The sequence below is a fragment of the Oxyplasma meridianum genome, assembly GCF_038024865.1.
Taxonomy (GTDB): domain Archaea; phylum Thermoplasmatota; class Thermoplasmata; order Thermoplasmatales; family Thermoplasmataceae; genus Oxyplasma; species Oxyplasma meridianum.
Genome location: NZ_CP133772.1, coordinates 636,107 through 654,759, shown reverse-complemented (window position 1 = coordinate 654,759; position 18,653 = coordinate 636,107). Strand labels below are relative to the sequence as shown.

General features: G+C 38.6%; 16 protein-coding genes. 5 read left to right on the top strand and 11 right to left on the bottom strand.

Annotated features, from left to right (window positions below; genetic code table 11):
- Positions 1–47 precede the first annotated feature (47 nt).
- On the top strand, positions 48–779 hold the full coding sequence (locus tag OXIME_RS03330; RefSeq protein WP_393972057.1) for a hypothetical protein: 732 nt from the start codon (positions 48–50) through the stop codon (positions 777–779).
- Positions 780–3,164: 2,385 nt separating this feature from the next.
- Entirely contained in the window at positions 3,165–3,350 is a 186-nt protein-coding gene (locus OXIME_RS03325) for a hypothetical protein (protein ID WP_393972056.1), read from the top strand.
- 302 nt (positions 3,351–3,652) lie between these two features.
- Here OXIME_RS03325 and OXIME_RS03320 read toward each other — a convergent pair whose 3' ends face one another.
- From OXIME_RS03320 to OXIME_RS03300, 5 genes are all read right to left on the bottom strand, one after another.
- Positions 3,653–5,287, bottom strand: coding sequence for a peptide-N4-asparagine amidase (locus tag OXIME_RS03320; RefSeq protein WP_393972055.1), 1,635 nt, complete (start codon positions 5,285–5,287; stop codon positions 3,653–3,655).
- Positions 5,284–7,800 carry a thermopsin family protease gene (locus tag OXIME_RS03315; RefSeq protein ID WP_393972054.1) on the bottom strand — a complete coding sequence of 839 codons (2,517 nt, stop codon included), beginning with the start codon at positions 7,798–7,800 and terminating at the stop codon, positions 5,284–5,286. Before OXIME_RS03315 ends, OXIME_RS03320 begins: the two co-directional genes overlap by 4 nt.
- A gap of 347 nt (positions 7,801–8,147) precedes the next feature.
- Positions 8,148–8,297, bottom strand: coding sequence for a hypothetical protein (locus OXIME_RS03310; RefSeq protein WP_393972053.1), 150 nt, complete (start codon positions 8,295–8,297; stop codon positions 8,148–8,150).
- The gene (locus OXIME_RS03305) at positions 8,290–8,751 is read right to left on the bottom strand and encodes a transposase (protein ID WP_393972052.1); all 462 of its coding nucleotides are present in this window, start codon (positions 8,749–8,751) and stop codon (positions 8,290–8,292) included. Before OXIME_RS03305 ends, OXIME_RS03310 begins: the two co-directional genes overlap by 8 nt.
- Before the next feature lie 878 nt (positions 8,752–9,629).
- On the bottom strand, positions 9,630–10,004 hold the full coding sequence (locus tag OXIME_RS03300; protein ID WP_393972051.1) for a DUF2004 domain-containing protein: 375 nt from the start codon (positions 10,002–10,004) through the stop codon (positions 9,630–9,632).
- A gap of 140 nt (positions 10,005–10,144) precedes the next feature.
- Here OXIME_RS03300 and OXIME_RS03295 point away from each other — a divergent pair, with 140 nt between their 5' ends.
- The gene (locus OXIME_RS03295; RefSeq protein WP_393972050.1) at positions 10,145–11,179 is read left to right on the top strand and encodes an aldo/keto reductase; all 1,035 of its coding nucleotides are present in this window, start codon (positions 10,145–10,147) and stop codon (positions 11,177–11,179) included.
- Positions 11,180–11,322: 143 nt separating this feature from the next.
- Complete coding sequence (locus tag OXIME_RS03290) at positions 11,323–12,489, top strand: hypothetical protein (RefSeq protein WP_393972049.1); 1,167 nt, start codon at positions 11,323–11,325, stop codon at positions 12,487–12,489.
- Positions 12,490–12,493: 4 nt separating this feature from the next.
- On the opposite strand, the gene OXIME_RS03285 is transcribed toward OXIME_RS03290, so the two are convergent.
- From OXIME_RS03285 to OXIME_RS03265, 5 genes are all read right to left on the bottom strand, one after another.
- Positions 12,494–12,844 (bottom strand): hypothetical protein, encoded by a 351-nt coding sequence (locus OXIME_RS03285; RefSeq protein WP_393972048.1) that lies wholly within the window; start codon positions 12,842–12,844, stop codon positions 12,494–12,496.
- Entirely contained in the window at positions 12,825–13,001 is a 177-nt protein-coding gene (locus OXIME_RS03280; RefSeq protein ID WP_393972047.1) for a hypothetical protein, read from the bottom strand. The genes OXIME_RS03285 and OXIME_RS03280 overlap by 20 nt, the downstream gene beginning before the upstream one ends.
- A gap of 566 nt (positions 13,002–13,567) precedes the next feature.
- Positions 13,568–14,140 carry a hypothetical protein gene (locus OXIME_RS03275; RefSeq protein WP_393972046.1) on the bottom strand — a complete coding sequence of 191 codons (573 nt, stop codon included), beginning with the start codon at positions 14,138–14,140 and terminating at the stop codon, positions 13,568–13,570.
- Between the two features lie 348 nt (positions 14,141–14,488).
- The gene (locus tag OXIME_RS03270) at positions 14,489–15,475 is read right to left on the bottom strand and encodes a kinase (RefSeq protein WP_393972045.1); all 987 of its coding nucleotides are present in this window, start codon (positions 15,473–15,475) and stop codon (positions 14,489–14,491) included.
- On the bottom strand, positions 15,472–16,398 hold the full coding sequence (locus tag OXIME_RS03265) for an NAD-dependent epimerase/dehydratase family protein (protein WP_393972044.1): 927 nt from the start codon (positions 16,396–16,398) through the stop codon (positions 15,472–15,474). Before OXIME_RS03265 ends, OXIME_RS03270 begins: the two co-directional genes overlap by 4 nt.
- 115 nt (positions 16,399–16,513) lie before the next feature.
- Here OXIME_RS03265 and OXIME_RS03260 point away from each other — a divergent pair, with 115 nt between their 5' ends.
- Positions 16,514–18,019, top strand: coding sequence for an oligosaccharide flippase family protein (locus OXIME_RS03260; RefSeq protein WP_393972043.1), 1,506 nt, complete (start codon positions 16,514–16,516; stop codon positions 18,017–18,019).
- Between the two features lie 47 nt (positions 18,020–18,066).
- Here OXIME_RS03260 and OXIME_RS03255 read toward each other — a convergent pair whose 3' ends face one another.
- Positions 18,067–18,630 (bottom strand): D-sedoheptulose 7-phosphate isomerase, encoded by a 564-nt coding sequence (locus tag OXIME_RS03255; RefSeq protein WP_393972042.1) that lies wholly within the window; start codon positions 18,628–18,630, stop codon positions 18,067–18,069.
- Positions 18,631–18,653: the final 23 nt, after the last annotated feature.

Here is an 18,653-nt window from a genome sequence, read left to right as displayed (position 1 = left end):
GTTCATTATTAATAAGTATTGTTAACATCTAAATTTCAGTGATAAAGATGGAAGATAGGATATTAATAGTATTTACAGTAGCAGTCATACTTGCAGGGATAGGTGGAGGCATATGGGTTGTCCACCAGCCTGACATGGCCAATGCATCCCCTGTTATTGACCATAACCCATACAACATAACCCTGGTGATACAGCATGGCGTAATATTCAACGCCAGCACTGGAACACAGCCATCTTACTTCATACTGCAGAATGGATCACTTCATGACGCCTCCAACCTGTATCTGCCTGCCGATCGTGTCATAAATCTCATACTGATAGATTTCGACAATGGACCATCTCCACTGATGAATCCCAATATGAACACTGTTCTTGGAACCATGGGCGGCCATGTGTATGTTACAGGCATAGGCAATATACAGAATATACCTGATATCAACCATGAGATGACAAAGGCACAGTTCATGTCGTATTACAATAATAATGATTCCAGTGCCCTCAGAACCCTCTACTCTGAAGTCAACTCCCCGTCATTCTTCAGCAATTCAACATCAGTGAGCAGCCTTCCATCTGGAAACATTGCACATACATTCACAGTGAGTTCATTTGGGCTGAATATACCCTCACAGGCGGAGACTGTAACGCATGCACAGTTTGTAATAACCAGTGGTGGAACAGCAGTATGGCAGTGTGAAGCTGAATGCGGATCGGGATCACTTGGCCTTAACGGTGCAATGGCCACACCCGGATGGATGCTTGGCACAGTTACGGTGACCTAATCTATCTTTTTTAATTCTTAATCTTGGACTTATTCTTAGACTTTAAATCTTTAAGGCGTGGCCAGTAATACATTATGGAACGCCTGACATATAAACTCCGAAACCAGATTTAATTTCAGTGAATGATGGATTGGCTTTAGAGGATAGGATTGTAAGAGTTTTGAAAACGTTTAAAAATAAATTAGTCCAACCACACCCATGCATATTTTGATATTTCCCAAGGTCGAATTCTCATGAAAATTTTGTAAATTAACAAATCTATAACCTATATGTTGTATATACCTATTATAACGGTTTTCACAATATTCAATAATGGCTACTCGCATACAGGAAGGATCAATGCAACTTGGCAACATCAATTAACCAGGGTTCAATTTGATGTCATATGTTATAATGCTGTATAATTGTAATTATACTGCGTTATTGACATAAACTACAATTGTCCAGAAAAGCCCTACAATGCCGGCCCTAATTAAAAATTGTCGGCAATTTACAAAAAATCATGTAATTGTACAACTATCACTACTAATCCATGAATAAGATTTCTTAACACGATTATCAAGACCAAATGTCTCAAGGTCATTAAATGATTTCTAAATTTGTCATGTATAATAAGCATCAATGATGTTTCAATAGGACTTTTGAATTGTAGCTGATTTAACGCTTATGATATACCTAAGGTAGCGAATATGTATGTATAATACAATTACATGTTATTTATCCAGTTGACTTAAGGTTTTTAATCTCAATACATGTACCATATCAAATTAGTTATATAGCGCTATTAACATTCTGATGTATGTAGATTATAGGAACACAGACAGATCTCTTATGATTTCTCTTTTTAAAATACATAAATTAAAAAGAAGGTAAGTTAACTTCTCAACTTCAAAGTAAATTCCAACGATCTGTTCCCATCCTTCAGCTCCAAATACTGTATAATTTTACGGACTGTAAATGTGGAAATCTTCGATGTTTTGATTACACGCTGACCAGTAACCGGGCAAGTCGAATTCATAACCAAAAGAAGTGGACATTTTATTTAGAAAGCCAATGCCAAAGTTTATTGTATAGACAAATGAACTATGCAGCTTGAAATCATAATACCTACAATGAAAAATCACTTAATAAAAATATATTCCGAGTAAATTAAATATAAGAGAAGCTGCACATCTAAGGCGATACACAGAGTGATTCCCCAAGGCTATAAGTATTCCATGAGGTTTGTTACTACGTGGGATTGTTGAAAAACTTGACAGACTATATTTGCCCATTAATTGTTATTTCCACTTAAATTGACTTTAAAGAATCTAGGGTTGTAAACTTACATGGATATACCTATGTTTTTCGACTTTTAAAACTACTGAATCGTGTTTCCAGTATAAGGTGAAGACCGAAGGGACCAGATGTAAAGGTGGCTACTTTCTGAAATGATACAGGAAGGCTGTTTGTAGTATTAACATAAATCAAGAACTGTGAAGCCATAGTAATTGCTGAAACTAAATGGGAATCATCATTCTGGTCTTCCCTTTTAAGATGTTCACATCATTAATCGACCTAATTCTTCATATTTACTGGTTTTCATTATTTTTTAATTCGAATTAATTTGGGAATTCTATGGGTGCCGACGATACTGCAATATCTTTCAAATGAAGAAAACATTTCATAAAGGGCTTTTCAAATAGAAAGTGATTAAGTGTCCTGATGGTTCCGTCTTTTGGTTAGTAGATCTTGCAAAATACGTCGATAGCAATTAAGTATTAATGAACGCTTATGAAATATTGCTTATATGTGTATTATATGTATTGAATACATCATAAATAAGTTTCATGATTCATGCTGGTATATGTGGTAAAGTAAAATTGATCCACCCATTATATTATATTCAATTCTCTTTTTCCTTGATGTATGTGATAATTTCGTCTTATACGGGGTCCTATTATTTGGTCAAGAGTTCATTATTGATGACTGTAAAAGAATTTTTAGTTAAATCCAGTATTATTTTCTAAGTGAGAGTTTTCCCTTGAAGTTATAAATTAGAAGCTTATTTCTACCAATTGATCCCCTACCATTTTGCTATAACTAACCTTACACATTGAGGAATATCTAATACCTTCATTAATCGAGTATTACGCAATGGAAATCTTCACAGTTACAAATCCATGAACACTGATTCGTTCTCGCATTAATTCGCCTTTCTTCTATGAAACTTTTTACTTCAATTTGCAATTAGTCCATATTTTAAGCCAGGTGATCTTCGTGATCGTTATTTTTTTTAAATGGTTGATTTAAATTTAAAACTTGATTAAGTATTCTTCAATAACCTTTGAATTAGTAACTTCACGGCCTTTGATGCGAAAAAATTCTTCTCTAAGGAAATACTGTATGGTTATGATAGACTGCGAAGACTTTGGTGAAATTCAGATCTATACAAAAGCGGGAGGTCGGAAAATAATTGACCATGAAACAACAGTTAGACTGTGCAAACAGGCCCAGGAAGAAGGTATAGGTATAGATGAAATAATTAAGAGAGATGTAGAGCCTGAGCTAAAGACCCTTAGATTCGTATAAATCTTTCTGGATAGTAGTAATACATCAACGAGCATGTAGCATATATAAGCAAATGCAAGTATTTCGCTTCTGCTTCAAGAAAAAGCTCTCCCCACATTCTCGGTATTTAGAAATTAGATAAAACAAACCTAAAAATGAAAAAATATGTCTTTACAATACTGAATAAACAAAAAATTCCGAAAATTTGTTTAACCTTCTGAAAGATAGAGAAAGAACTATTTTAGGTTAAGTCAGAGAGTTATAAAATGTAAAACTATTTACGTCTGAATGGAAAGAAAATTTTATAAAAATAAAAATTTGGATCAGAATAAACCAAATGGCATATTTTGCAACTGCCATATCTGATCATATATTATTGAAGCTGCATAATTTGGTTGTGTTGCATTGTTGGCTAGGGCTTCAATTATGTGAGTATATGAACTGACCAGAGTAGAGTTAATTATTGTTGCAGAGTAATAGTACTTTGTTGTCAGGCTTGATACATTGGTTACTGAATTTATTATGCCTGCATATGGGTCTGTAAGAGTAAGGTTTTCCACATTGTAAGCATTGGATACATCTGCAATATCTTCAGTAATATGCTCACCAGTTCCAACAAGACCTGAAGGGTACTGTATCTCACTTATACTTGTCTGGATCCATCCTTGCTCCATTACTGGTATATCTGTTATTGAAAGTACAATCATAGGGTAGCCACCGTTTGTGGTTGAAACAACAACAGTTGGGAAACCAATATCCATCACCAGTGGAAACATTGTGGATTTTATCACAGTCTGGCTCGTGTAATTGCCGTCTGACATATACGTGGTAAAGTCTACTGTTGTGGTTGCAGATAGCTGAGTAATGTTCTCCCAAACATCATTTGGACTATAATCCTGTATATTCACAAAAGTTTCATTGTTGTTAGTTCCTGCAATTATATAACCAGTTTCTGTTGGTATCAGAGAAGAATAGGAGTATGAAGAAACCCCTATGGTTGTATAGTTTAGACCATTGCTGCTCGACTCTGTAAAGCTAATGGGCTGTGAAAAGTTGTAGGCCAATAGTTCTGCTGGTCCGGCCGATGAACTTGTATATACGAGTAGATCAGCTGAAACCTGCCAGAAAGATCCGGGATCTATTTTATTCATTGACACTGTAAGATTATGTGTCCCCTCAAGAATTCCAAGAGCCGCAGTTACGTTAACTTCATAAGGCCTGTCATTTAGGGTGTAAACTCCAGTAATCGGTCTCCACTGAAACAGGTTAATTCCACCTGTATTTATGTAGGGGAAAGGAAGCACGTTTGCAATAGGTGTGCTTCCTGAGGTAACCTGTATGTTCTCAAATGGCGAGTAGGTTGGTTCATTGGCATACCAGAACTCATCTGCGCCATACCCATAAACGTAAAGAAGAAGCTTTGCAGCAACTGCATTATCCGGAACAGTTATATTCGCTGTAGATACATCATTTGCGTATCCCAAGGGTGTGGAGAATATCTCATTTGGTTCAGATGGAGAAACCACACCCGGTGCTACTGGATAGAATGATATTGTAACGCTATTAATGAAACTGCCATTTATGATTGTCATTGGAGGATAGAAAAAGTAATATACCTTACCATGAAGCATTGAAGCAAACTGGGTAACGTTGTCCTGTACTGTCCAGTTTCCATATTCTGGGGTAGTACCTGTAAAAACTGTAACATTATTCAGTGTCATCCAGTATGAAGAATCATACACAGCACCAGTTGCCTCACCATTGTAAGTAAGAACTATGGAAGCAAAGTTACCAGATGGTGCCTGGAATGTGCCACTTATTGTTGGGCACCAGTGTACAACAGTGAAGTTGCTGAACAGTGTGATATTTATTGGTGTTGTGTCTGGTACCACGGGAGGCTGTGATGCCTGTACGTATGAGTCATTAACAATCCCATTGTAAGGATCTGTAACGTTCACAAAACATTTAAAGGTTCGTAATCTCCTCCGTTTGCAATTAGTCCGTAATCATTGAATGGTACTATCCCATCGAAATTATACCAGTAATTTCCACCCTGGTAATATCCTCCTATTATATTTCCAGAAAGATGGTATCCATTAAAGACATGCACTTCAGAGGCGGGTTGCGTTGAAACATTCCAGGAATCCAGATAGTACGCCTGATACCCAGTATATATGCTTTCATCCGGGCTATAGGCAGGTATAGAAGTAGTGAAATTGTTATCGTATATTAGATTCCCTGAACTATACACTGAGAGGGCAAGTGGTTTCCCATACAACGAAACATTGGCCATTGCTGACGAATTCAGCAATACGGGTGCCACGTTTGTGAAAGTGTTACCCCATACTGTATTGTCGGTCCCCCCAAAAATTAGCATGGAACTATCCATAGTCTGGAAGGTATTATTACCCACAAGATCATTGGAGGAATTCCACATCATAACATTTGCATATGGGAATCCAGCACCATATGGGGTGAACCACCCTGTAATTAGTGAAGTGTCCCACAGAGATATATTGGATGCATTGTAGAGCCAGTAACCCATATAGTTTGTAGTTGGTATATTATAATAACTCAGAAATAAGTCTGTATACTGTGGCATCTGGAAACTGAAAGCAGGCATGCGGTTCATATCAAAATGTGCATCCGTATTCATAATCATGACCCCCTCGAAAACGGGGAAAAGGAAGTCATTTACCTGACCGAATAATGGGCTGATACTAGTATACTCAACATTTTCAGCCAAGTACGGGTTTTCTGCGGTTCCGGTTCCGGAGACCGAAATGTTTGCTAGCTGCGCATTGTTCATGGCAAATAATGGCGTGTATATTCCATCATACACATCTCTCACTAGTTGGATGTTTTGTGCCTGATTCAGGAAATTGTTTTGACCTAAGGGACCTTGCATAAAGGGATTTGGCATGGGATTTGGCATATTCCCAGACAGAGGCATTACAACGGGGTTGTAATAGCTCAACATATACTCAGCTGTATACATTCCAGCGGGAAGCCAGAAGTTGTAAGTACCGCTTTCCGTCAATGGAGCCCATCCTGCTGTATTGGGGTTTACGTAATTTCCAGTATCTACAAACATAAATGCGTTTGATGGAGAAACATGACCAGTGAAATGCTCCATGGACATTACATTTGATACTCCCCACATCCCATAAAGCAATGAAGGTCCTGCCGTTAAGATAGCCTGATCCTGGGAGTTCCAGGCAACTGCTACCCCCTCTGAAGTTTCACCGGTATCTGTCCCAAAATCATATGCGGATGGAACGTTGAGATATACTCCCTTTGTAGATGGAGCTTGAGGATGTGGCATTGGCCCAGGACCGGGCGGAACTGGTGGTGTTCCGGGTCCTCCACCTGGAGAGGGTCCCGGGAGGTTCAGACTATGAATATATGGCGTCATACCAGGTCCTGGTGGAAGTGGTCCTGGTGGGAGAGGTCCTGGAGGTGCCGGTGGAGAAGGCATTTGAGGCGCTGTTGAAAGATATTTAAGGGACATTGTTGAATTCAACGTATATATGGAATTAGTACTTCCTCCACCAGGACCGCCTATCATTAGCTCCGCATCATAAAGCAGGCCTTCAGGATTCAGTTTATTACCGTTTACCTCAAAGTAAGCTGGCGGAGCAGAATAACCAGGTGGCATTCCATAGGTTGAATTGAACATGACCCGATCATATGTGCCATTCATCATGAGGGAAGGTATTGAGTAATTGAAATATACCGTATCCATTCCATCCAGAACTGTTGTGTTCAGGAACAGATTCACAGTGAATGGATAATTCAGAGTTACTGTTGGTCCTACTGCTATATGAACACCGGAGTAAGGTATAACCTCACCAGTTGAATTATATATTGTATTTGGAGTCATGACAGCTGTTGGGCTTGAGAAATTCCAGATATTATCCTCAAAGGAAAGGCTGTGTGTCCTGGATGAGTAGACAATCACATTTTGCGTCCAGTAGACGAAATTAGATTTTCCAAGGATTGTAGTGTGTGCAAGAATTGTATTCATCTGAACCGTAACTGAGGTAGGTCCATCGTTACCCAAATTAAAAGCTGTGAGGTTGTTTACCGTCCATGTGCCTTCAAAACTTGATGTCGTCATATATGTTCCAACTATTTTGCCTCCATGGTTTACAAGACCAAAATCCCCAATCCCCATTGGAGCAGGAGACTGATCATAAAGAGGCTGAACATGTCCTGAACTCATACCTGGAAGAAAATTCACATTTGGGATGAAAAGATCCTTAGTCAGATTCTTATCCTTTAAGGCATTATTCACCACTGATGACAGGGCTGGATTTGTATTGCCAGTTACTGTCTTTCCTGCCGTTGTTGATGGCGTTGTAGGCGTTGTACTTGCTAAAACACTTGAGGATAAACCAGTAGACCCTGAGACATCTCCAGATGCATATACAAGACCAAGCGTGGATAGAACCATCACTACAGATACCAACACCACTAGAAAAATTTTGAATTTTATCCCTAACATATTACCCTAAAAATATACTTCTTTAAGATTAATAAACTTTATGTAGTAATGTCAGGATAAATCTTATCTTTATAAATATTTGTATCTTTAAATATAAGATGAACATTTCCCATAACCTCTAATTTTTGACGGATATTATTGAAATGCATTATTTTCAATAGAATTGATACCTGAATTGACTATGATTGTTTCAAGTCTTGTTATGTCTCTCTGTTTTTTCAATTTTTTTATAGATCACGCTGTTCGATAAAGAAATCTCGTCTTGAGAGGTTGTAGCACATTTCTGTAAAATATGTCTTGACCCTTACCCTTTAAAGGGTTGTAACCATGGTGTGTGCAAACCCAAACATTCCTTTCATGAATGCATATGGATGATCCACCCGTGACCTGATCCTGGAGATATGCAGGATCCTGCTTATGATCTTCATGGGGAGGCTGTGACACCTAACAGCTTTATCCATTGTGCCATTGATCCCCCTGCACTCGTTTTGCAAACATTGCTGACATATTCTCCATGATCTTGATCTCATCCACAAGATCATGGGCCTTGTAACAGAAGTGATGATCATGATTCTTTGTTTTTGTTGCCCATTCATCATCTTTCCATGTTGGTGTCTTTGAATCTACCATTGGCTTTCCATGATTACCTATATCTGCCAAGATGAATGAAGCATCCTGCATCCTTCCCTTCTTTACCCTGATCTTTTTGGCCATGAACTGATCTCTTATCTCATTAAAGATATGAAAACCCTCTCCTGTTTTGGAAATCCTTTCCATGAAGTACCAGATGGTGATCCTGTCCAGTAATGAATCATGATATCCAATGAAATTGAGGAATGATATGCAATTTCTGATCTCCCTCTCAACCTGTGGATTTGAAGGGTTGTACCACTGCTTAAGCAACAGAATGACCATAAAGAGTTGGCAACAGTAAGCATGAGTAACTTTGCTTCGGGGAACTGGGTTAAACTGAATCTAACAATATATAACCATGGATCAGTTGGCTTGAAAGTAGGACCTGTTACTATCGCTCTCAACTGGATCAACAATGGATATAGTGATACTTATCTTAAGAACTAAACAAGATTTAGCGCTTTATGTCGGGACAGTATGTAAAATCAACTGAAATGAACTACTATGGTTCACTCACTACTCAGTAGACAATGATCCTTTCCATTAACGCAAGTGGTTAGTATACTCTCTCCGTTTACATAGATAGGTCTTTAAATAGATTCAAATAACGAATATGAAGAGAACATGGTCCCTTTTGTTGTATCTGTCAGTATAGTCTTAGGCCCATAATCTTTGTTTCATTAGGGTATCTCCAATTTTTTTAAAATTTATTTCAAGATCCTTATTTTTTCAAAAATAAAATCAGTTCTATTTTATGTTTCTTGACAAGTTTCCATATTTTTTTGCGATATTACCTGTGAACCCATTCTTCTAGAGCCTGTGTTTTGATACTCAACAATGTGAAATGTAAATGACAAAGTAAAAATCATCCACTACACTTATAGATTCAATTCTCAATTTCTTCCTTTCATTTCCCCAACATGATTCTCCTATAATATTCACTAAAGTTTAATGGTACAATATCCTGTCCTAACCGGTTTATGCTCTTGCCCGAACCCCAAGTACTTCGCCACATTCCGTGATTCCCATGTTAAAGGTTTTTATTGTGGGTCTTTTTTCATATATTTATTACACAAACTATAGGAATAGAGTGGATTTCGCCCTTTAAGGCGGCAAAAATATTAACTAATTCACCATCGTTATATGAAATATTGAGAAAGTTAGAAGTAAAGCCAGAATTTGTCCTGCCAGAGATCGTACTCTTCCTTCAGTTCCTTGATATCAACCTTTTTGAAATCGCCTGATGCTTGCTTTTCTTTATATTGTTTTAAGAGTTCTTTAAGTTCAAGTTTTGACAGTTCATCAAAGTGTTCTCTTATCTTCTTTTCAACACCAGGGTGGAGCTTCCCCACTTTCTTTCCAGTATAGAGAACCTTGAAGAATTTATTCTCTCCCAGCGTGACATGGAAAATCCTCCAATCAAGTTCCAGTTCGCCTTTTAGATCATTACCGGTGATGTTCCCCAATGCTAGAACAGTCTCCTGCCCCTCTCTGTCATTTTTCAGCTGAAATGATATTTCAAGTCCTTTTTCCATAGATATTTCACCATATTTTGCAAATATCCATACTTATAAAGGTAAATAACATTTTCATCCTCTTTATTATTTCATGAAAACTTCCATCTTATCTGATTTTTCAACCAAAATTGTTCTATGTAATGACCGCATATTGCCATATGGAATACAAAAGACTGGGAAACACTGGAACATTGATAAGCGAACTTTGCCTTGGAACCATGACGTTTGGAGGGCAGACTGTTGAATCAGATGCAGTAAAGATTATGGATAGGTTTGCACAGGAAGGAGGCATTTTCTTTGATACTGCCAATGTTTACACAGGTGGTATATCTGAAGAAATATTAGGTAAATGGCTTCATGATCACGACAGGGATGATTATGTTGTAGCAACCAAGGTAAGGTTTCAAAGTGGAAATTCAAAGAACTCGATAGGCCTTGGAAGGAAGCATATCCTGAAGTCGGTTGAAGAGAGCCTTCAGAGGTTGAAGACTGATTATATTGACCTTCTTCAGGTGCATGCTTGGGACCCTATCACACCCTTGGAAGAAACTCTTGGCACTCTTACCGGACTTGTGGATCAGGGTCTTGTGAGATATATAGGGGCCAGCAACTTCAGGGCATGGCAATTTGAAAAGGCGCTTGGGGTCTCTAAGGAAAATGGCTTTGAAAAGTTTGTAAGCCTGCAACCACAATACAATCTTCTTTCCAGATCTACAGAGAATGAAATAATTCCCATGGCTATTCATGAAGACGTGGCTATTCTGCCATGGAGTCCTCTCAAGAGCGGTGTTTTAAGTGGAAAATATTCAGCTGAAATGAACAACCCACCGGAAGGGACCAGACTGGGGGATGCCTTTAAATCAGGAAGAAAAACACCCTGGGAGTTGAATAACAATGAACACACATGGAGAGTTGTTAATGCACTGAACCGTGTGGCAAAGGAGGTTGGAAAAACAAATTCTCAGGTTGCACTGAACTGGCTTCTCACCAGAAAAGGTGTTACATCTCCAATCATCGGTGTCAGAACAATGGATCAGCTTATTGATAACCTAGGATGCCTGGGATGGAAGCTAACAAAGTCTGAAATAGATGAATTAAACCAATCAAGTGCGCTTCATGTAACCTACCCCTATGATCTTTGGGCAGAAAACCAGCAGAGAAGTGGGCGAATGGATGATCTTGAGGAACTTTAATAAGCGAAATCCTCACCATTTTTTCGGTTCAACACATTCCTGCATTTAAAGAAATAGCGAAATTTATTTCATGCACAGGTCATTATCTTATTATATACATCAATACATATAGAGACGCCAGGAAATATTCAAAGTGATGCTATTTGGTTAAACGAATAACGGATGATGAGAAAAGAATGATAATGGACAGCTTCAAGTCCGGAATCAGGAAGTCTGAAATCTCTAAAAAATTCGATGTTTCAATTTCAACTGTTAACAGGATTATCAACAGTTTTCAGAACAAAACAATACAGAAGGAAAAAACAGAAAACGTTACTGAAAGTTCAATTAAGGTTGAAAACCACATTTCTTCAGACAGGATTTCTGAGAATATTGAAAACTATGAAGAAAATAAGGATTTCACTAATGAGATAAATTCTGAAGTTATGGACCTGGCAAAGAACCTTTCTGAACTGAACCTTAATGTGGAACAGGTCAAGTCCATAATAAATATGGCAAAGAGAATAAGAAAGATTGGTAACACCATAGAATCCGTAAACACCGAAAGTTCCATCTCTGTTCCAGATGAGAATGATTTAACAGCCATCAATGAATTTATTGAGTATTACAATCGCAGGGAAGAAATGCAATCTCAGATTGAATCTATCATGTTGGAAAAAGAGAGACATGAGAAGATAAGGAATGATCTGGTAGATGAGATATTCAATCTTGAGTATAAACTCAGTTCTCTTGCTATAAAAATCGGGAAATCTGAACAGGCAATTAAAAGAATGAGCTACCTGCTTGGAGACGCAGAAAACAAGGGTAAAGTTCTTCAGCTGAAACTGGACGGTATGACTGAAACTGCCGCCATATCTAAAGCATTTGACGATATTATCAGGAATGACAGAATTTCATATGGAAGCATATCTCTTCTGAACAGACTGCCCATCTTCAAAGATCTTACAGAAGAGGAGGCAAGAAAGAAGATTTTACAAATGCTGGACAATTTCCTTCTAAACCACGATGAGGACTCAAACATTACAGGAAAACGCCTTCCCAAAGAGGAACTGATCAAACTACGGGAAGATTCCTACCTTCTGTCAGATATAATTAAGGAACTGGAAAATATTTCTCAGCAGAAGGATTCACTTATAACTTACATGCAGGCCCAGAACATATTCACAATACTAAGTGAGAAACTTTCACTTTCCAGAGAGATGAAGATCGAACCGACTGAGATCATTTTAACACTTGAAACAATAAGCGACAGGTTAAAAATAATGGATGGAAAGTCTGTGGGATTTAAAGATTTGAATCCCAAGGAATAAGTTCTTAGAGATATTTCCCTATTCGTGTTATCTTTACCTCGAAGTTGCCCATGATTGAATGGACACCCCTTCCTAATTTAAGAATAAGTCCTTTCTGATCGCTTACCGTAACCGTTATACCAATCTTTGCTGTTATTCTTGAAATCAAATGCATAGTCTTCATTTTCTTCAGAGAATGTGGCATAACTTTCGAAAGTTTCTTTGCCCTTTCACCATTTTCCAACAGAATATCCACATCGCCTTGATTCAGGTTCACCCTGGCGAATGCTTCACCATTGAATTTTATTGATAATGAACCGGAGTTTAAAAGATTGGAAGAAAAATGAGCTATCGCGTTATTGTTTTGGTTTTTCATGTACCGGCATCGCCGTTACGCCAAGCTTTCCATTTATCACCAAGTTTGCATTCATGCCAGGCAGTTTAATGCTTATGTCCGTGAATACGAATTCTAAAGATCCCTTGGATCCTTCCAACGCTTTCAGAATGTTCTCGATTAATGATTCTTCTTCCATATTTATAGAGTAGATCATTATATAAAGATTTATTGAATGAAAGATCCATCTTATGATTTAACCAGCATAGAAGGAGGCAAATTCACATACCCATAGGGTTTAACTTTAATTAGTTCGTTATTATATGTCAAGTCACAATTGCACTTTTTTTCTTCTATTAACTACCATTGATTCTCTGGTCTTGTAATGGATCTATCTCGTGAATATATGCGTGCAATATGTTCGTGCATATGGGTTACACAGAGATTTTCTAGTTGGGTAGTTATGTATATAGTACATACGAAGGACTCATACTAAAGCCGAATTACATATACTCTCTGGGAACTATCAGCATCCATAAAATAGAGGTATCAGGAAGTACTTGAATGAGGGAAGCAAGAGTTCTGATTTTTAACTATTTTCGATTCGAAAGGTGGACTTTATGTCAGTTATTGATATTAATGAAGGGTAAAGTAAAATAACGACGTGGTAAAACCCTCCATCTATTTAGAAAAAACACAGAACTCGGAAAAAAAATAAAAATAAAATAAAATATTATATATTATATTTAGTTAGATTATCTAAGTTTAGCTACTGAAGACACCAGAAAGGCTGAACGAGGCTCCAGAATATGGACCAGCTCCAACTTCAAAGGCTATGTATATTGTAGTACTGGGTGTTACGTGGTGAAAGTTGAGTGTGGTGCTACCTGGATTTGAAAGACTAACAGATTGGGTCGATGAAATACCTGAGGCTGTAAGCGTAAATGGCGTGGTGCTAAAGTATATAGTTGAATCCGCTGGAAACTCTGCGGTGCCTGATCCTGGGAGAACTGTTGGTACGTTAACTGTGAGATTGAAATATCCTGAGGACGAGAAATTAATGTCAAGCACATTTACCTCATAGATTGTTTCGTTGCTCATGATTCCAACACTAATATCCCCCAGAATCTCACTTTCATTAATATGGCTTGCGGTCCAAGTAAAGCCAGAACTGGAATGCGCTGATGCATAATTGCTTCCAGGCTGCACAGTAAATGCATCCATCGCCATTACACCCGAACCACTGACTGATCCGGTTACCATCACGTCTGCAACAGCCACTGCTGGGAGGACTGTCGCGACGACTGCCACCATCAATATCATCATTTTTCTATTCATGTTTTCACCTTTTTATTTCCTCTGCATATTTTTTTAATATACGCAATTAGTCATAACATGATTAATATTATAAATCATAAGAATAATAGATATAGATTTAAAATATAGATAATTAGTCTATGCCCTTTCAGATCCCATTTTGTCATCGCGATTATATCATAACGATTACTGAAATCAGTAATACAAAACGCTTTTAGAATCTTTCAAAATTTAACCAGGAAAGTATATTCTTTGTTTTAGTAAGATATGCCAAAGTTGCCAAAAATAGGTCAGAAACAAATCATGTTTTACGGGTTTGCTTTCCCTCTTTATAATTCTGTATCAGCTTTATCCTGGCAACAGTTTACTTCAGTCTCCCACATAAATGATCCCTGACCCCTGGTACTGAATGTTGAAATCCACCTTCCTGAGTTCAAGCGCCTTGGCAATCCTTTCATGGAGTTCTGGTTTTGCAAAAAACAGGAGAAATCCACCACCCCCTGCACCAATCAGCTTTCCACCAGTAGCTCCCATCTTTAGAGCCTCATCATAGCACTGGTCTATGAAATCCCAAGTAATTCCTGATGCAAGTCCCTTTTTCAAAGCCCAGTTCGCGTGCATTATCTGTCCTGTTGAATTATAGTCTTTGGTTGAAAGCTTCCTGTAAAGTTCGTAGGCAAGATTCTTCATAGAATCATAACTCTTGATTTTCTCTTCAACAGTAGCCTTCTGTCTGTTATGTATTGTTGCGGAGCTTCTCTCCTTTCCAGTATAGAGAAGAAGAAGGTGTGAATTCAGATTCATTCTTGTATCTTCATCTGAAATCAGAGGCTTGACCTCCACGCTTTCATCTCTGTTGAAAACAATCATGTTCAACCCGCCATAAGCCGCTGCATACTGATCCTGCTTACCCCCAGGTTCTTCCAGAATTTGACGTTCTATCATCACAGCTTCCTTAGCAAGTTGCCCTGCAGATGCAAGTTCGCCTCTGTATGCATGCAATGCATTGAGCAGTCCCACAAGAAAAGTGCTGCTTGAACCCAGGCCAGTACCCTGTGACGGTATGTCGGAAATTGATACAATCTCAATACCACCGTCTATATTGAGAAGTTTCAGGGCCTCCCTCACAGTCGGGTGCCTGATCTGGTCAACATGATCCACAATCTCTGTATGTGAATAGCTCACCCTTATCTTATGGTCAAATTTTTTGTTCACCAGCACATAAATGTATTTGTCAATTGCAGCCGATACAACAGCACCTGGACCATGTGTCCTGTAATACTCAGGCAGATCTGTGCCACCCCCTGCGAAAGTTATTCTAAGCGGGGTCCTTGACATTATCATTCTCTGCTTCATTTATAAAACTCGGAAATGATCTTTATACCTTCATCCAGTGTTGTTTTAGCCCTGAAACCAAGAACCTTTTCAGATTTTTTGGTATCTGCCAGTGTCTCCATAACATAATTCTTCACAGGCATTTTTATGTATTTTGCCTTCATATTTGTACCAAGATGGCGGTTCAGCATCTCAAGCATCTGATTCAGTGAATAGTTCTTGCCTGAACCAACATTGAACACTTCACACCCCTTTATCTTTGATGCAAGAAGCAGGGATTCGACCAGATCTTCAACATAAACAAAATCCCTTCTCTGCTCTCCATCCCCATATATTACAGGTTCCTGTTTATCCCTTATGTTCCAGAGAAACTGCGTTACCAGGTTTGCATAGCCTCCCTTTGCCTTTTCATATTTCCCATATATGGAGAAAAATCTCATTGCGGCAACATTTACCCCAAAGAGATCGTTGTAAAGCTTTGAAAGCCTTTCCGTGTATATTCTGGCTTCAGTGTAAAAATCGGTCACGCCAGGAACAATATCTTCCCTGTGTGGAGGTTGAACGCCATTGTATATTGAGGAAGTTGATGAATATACAAGGTTTACGCTGTTTTCCTTGCAGTATTCCAGAACTGATGTCATCCCGGCAACGACTTCTGATACCAGGTTTGGATTTTCCCTATACATTGGTGATGCTGATGGAAAACCAAGATGGAATACCATATCACTCTGCAATTTGTATTTTCCAATGTTCCTGGCATCATCTCTTATGATCTTTATCTGTTTGCTGTCAATGAGTTCCTTGAGATTCCCCTCTGAACCGGTGTGTAAATTATCAATAACAGTGACCTCATTGTCGGGTGCAAGAGTCCTGACCAGATTTGTTCCTATGAATCCGGCCCCCCCTGTAACCACTATTTCCTTATTTTTTATTGTACTCTGCATCAATATCCTTACTTGATTGCAAAACAACTATAAAATTAATCTGTGATATCTGTTTAAATTCCAATCGTGTTAATAGCTGTGAACAATTAAATACGTTAACTTAATCTTGTGAGAAATGTCGGAAGAGACTGCCAACAGTGATTTCTCTAGGAGTGTTATCCTGCAGTATGCAAGTTCCGGGTCCCTGACTATTGCCGGTTCTCTTTTCTATATTTACGCAATGAGGATTTTTCAGCCTGCCCAGGTTGGTTCATTAACTCTTCTTGTTGCAATAATGGTTATATTTCCAACAATATTTTCCCTTGGTGTCCAGTATGGAATGCAGCATTATATATCATATGAACTGGGAAGAAAGAGACCTCAGGGTGCCGCCGCAATAATCAGCAAATTTCTTAGGATCGGCATAGGGCTTTTCTTTGCAGCAACCATTGCCGTGGTGGCTTTGGCACCTTACATTTCACAGATATTCTTCCATTCTGCAGGCTATACCAGAATCATTGAACTTCTCTCTCCAGATGTGGGCATAATGGTACTTTTCAACATACTTGGAGGTATGCTTCTTGGGCTGCAAAAGTTCCAGACTTATGGCAAGATTACCATCATAAGTTATATACTTGCTTATGGTTCCGCAGCTGTCCTGATATTCTTTTTCCCATCTATTATTTATGTCCCGGTTGGCTGGATGATTGGATACTTCATAGGTGCAGGGGCAATGATCTACAATATACTCATATTCAAGGGAAATGAACAGCCAATAAATGTGGGAACAGGAGAAATATTCAGGTATTCCGCCCCTCTATTCTTCTCCTCAATAATAAGCATTAGTGCATCCTATGTGGATAGGTTCGTTGTAGCCTTCTTCCTCAATCTTGGAAGCCTAGGCATCTACAACCTTGCACTGCTTGTAGTCTCTTCAGTGGGAATATTCATAGTGCCAATAAACAACATAACCCTTTCCAAATTCTCCCAGTTTTACGCACAGAGGGGCAAAGATTCGGTAAAGGGAGGTGTCAGCCTCACCAACGACGTGATATCCATGCTTTACGTACCTGCCACGCTTGGCATTATGGCTCTTTCCACTCCAATAATAGATCTGATTGCGGGATCCAACTATCTTACCAGCGCACTTCCAATAGATATAATTCTTACAGTTTCTGCAGTCCTTGTATCGGTAAATGTGCTCAACCAGGGGCTTTTCAGTGTAAGGGTTACAAAAATATTCATCTACTCCTCGACACTTTCTCTCTTTTCAAATATAGCCCTTTCGTATATACTGATACCTAAATTTTCAATAATTGGTGCATCCATTGGATATTCAAGCATAATGGTTGTCTCCTTTCTGATCATACTTTACGCTTCACTCAAGAGCCATATATTCGGCCTCAACTTCAAGACGGTTTTCAAGATTTGGGGTTCAGCAATAGTTATGGCGGTGGTTGTTCATTACTTTGCATTCATGACAGGTGACAGGATTCTTTTCCTACCCTTGTATATAATTGCTGGCGTGGCGATCTATCTTTCTTTGATCAAGCTAACCCATGCCCTGAACGGTGAACACAGGGAAGTTTTCTCAAGGTTCTTTCCCAGCGTCTACAACAGGTTCAGATTCATGTTCAACTGATCGCATGATTAATAAATTCCTTGTTACCTTTTTCTGGAAAAATTAATTCATGGGCTTATAGAATCTTCAATTATCTGTGATATAATATGCCCCACAGCAATGTGTACCTCCTGTATTATTGGTGTTGATTCACTTGGGACCTTTATTGTGTAATGAGCAATTCTGTCAATCTCTCCCACCTTTGCACCGGTGAAGCCGATTGTTAGGGAACCAAGTTCCTTTGCCTTTGCCAGACCTCTTACAACATTCTTTGAGCTCCCGCTTGTGGATATCCCAATGACAGCATCTCTCTTGGACGCAAAGGCTTCTATCTGCCTTTCAAACACAAATTCATAGGAATAGTCATTGGAAATAGCTGTAAGGGCAGAAGTGTTTGTTGTTAGGGCTATAGCAGGCAGTGATCTTCTCTCCTTGAAATACCTCCCAAGAAGTTCAGCTGCTATATGCTGTGCATCAGCGGCACTCCCTCCGTTTCCCATGAGAATTAGCATTCCACCTTTCATAATTTTCTGTGCAATTTCATTTCCTACTTTATATATCATTTCTGTGTTCATGGAAGACCGGGTGCGTGATCCAGCTTCCAGGTAGTTCTCAATTTCAAACTTGTCCATGAATGTATTAAGATTAAAGTTAC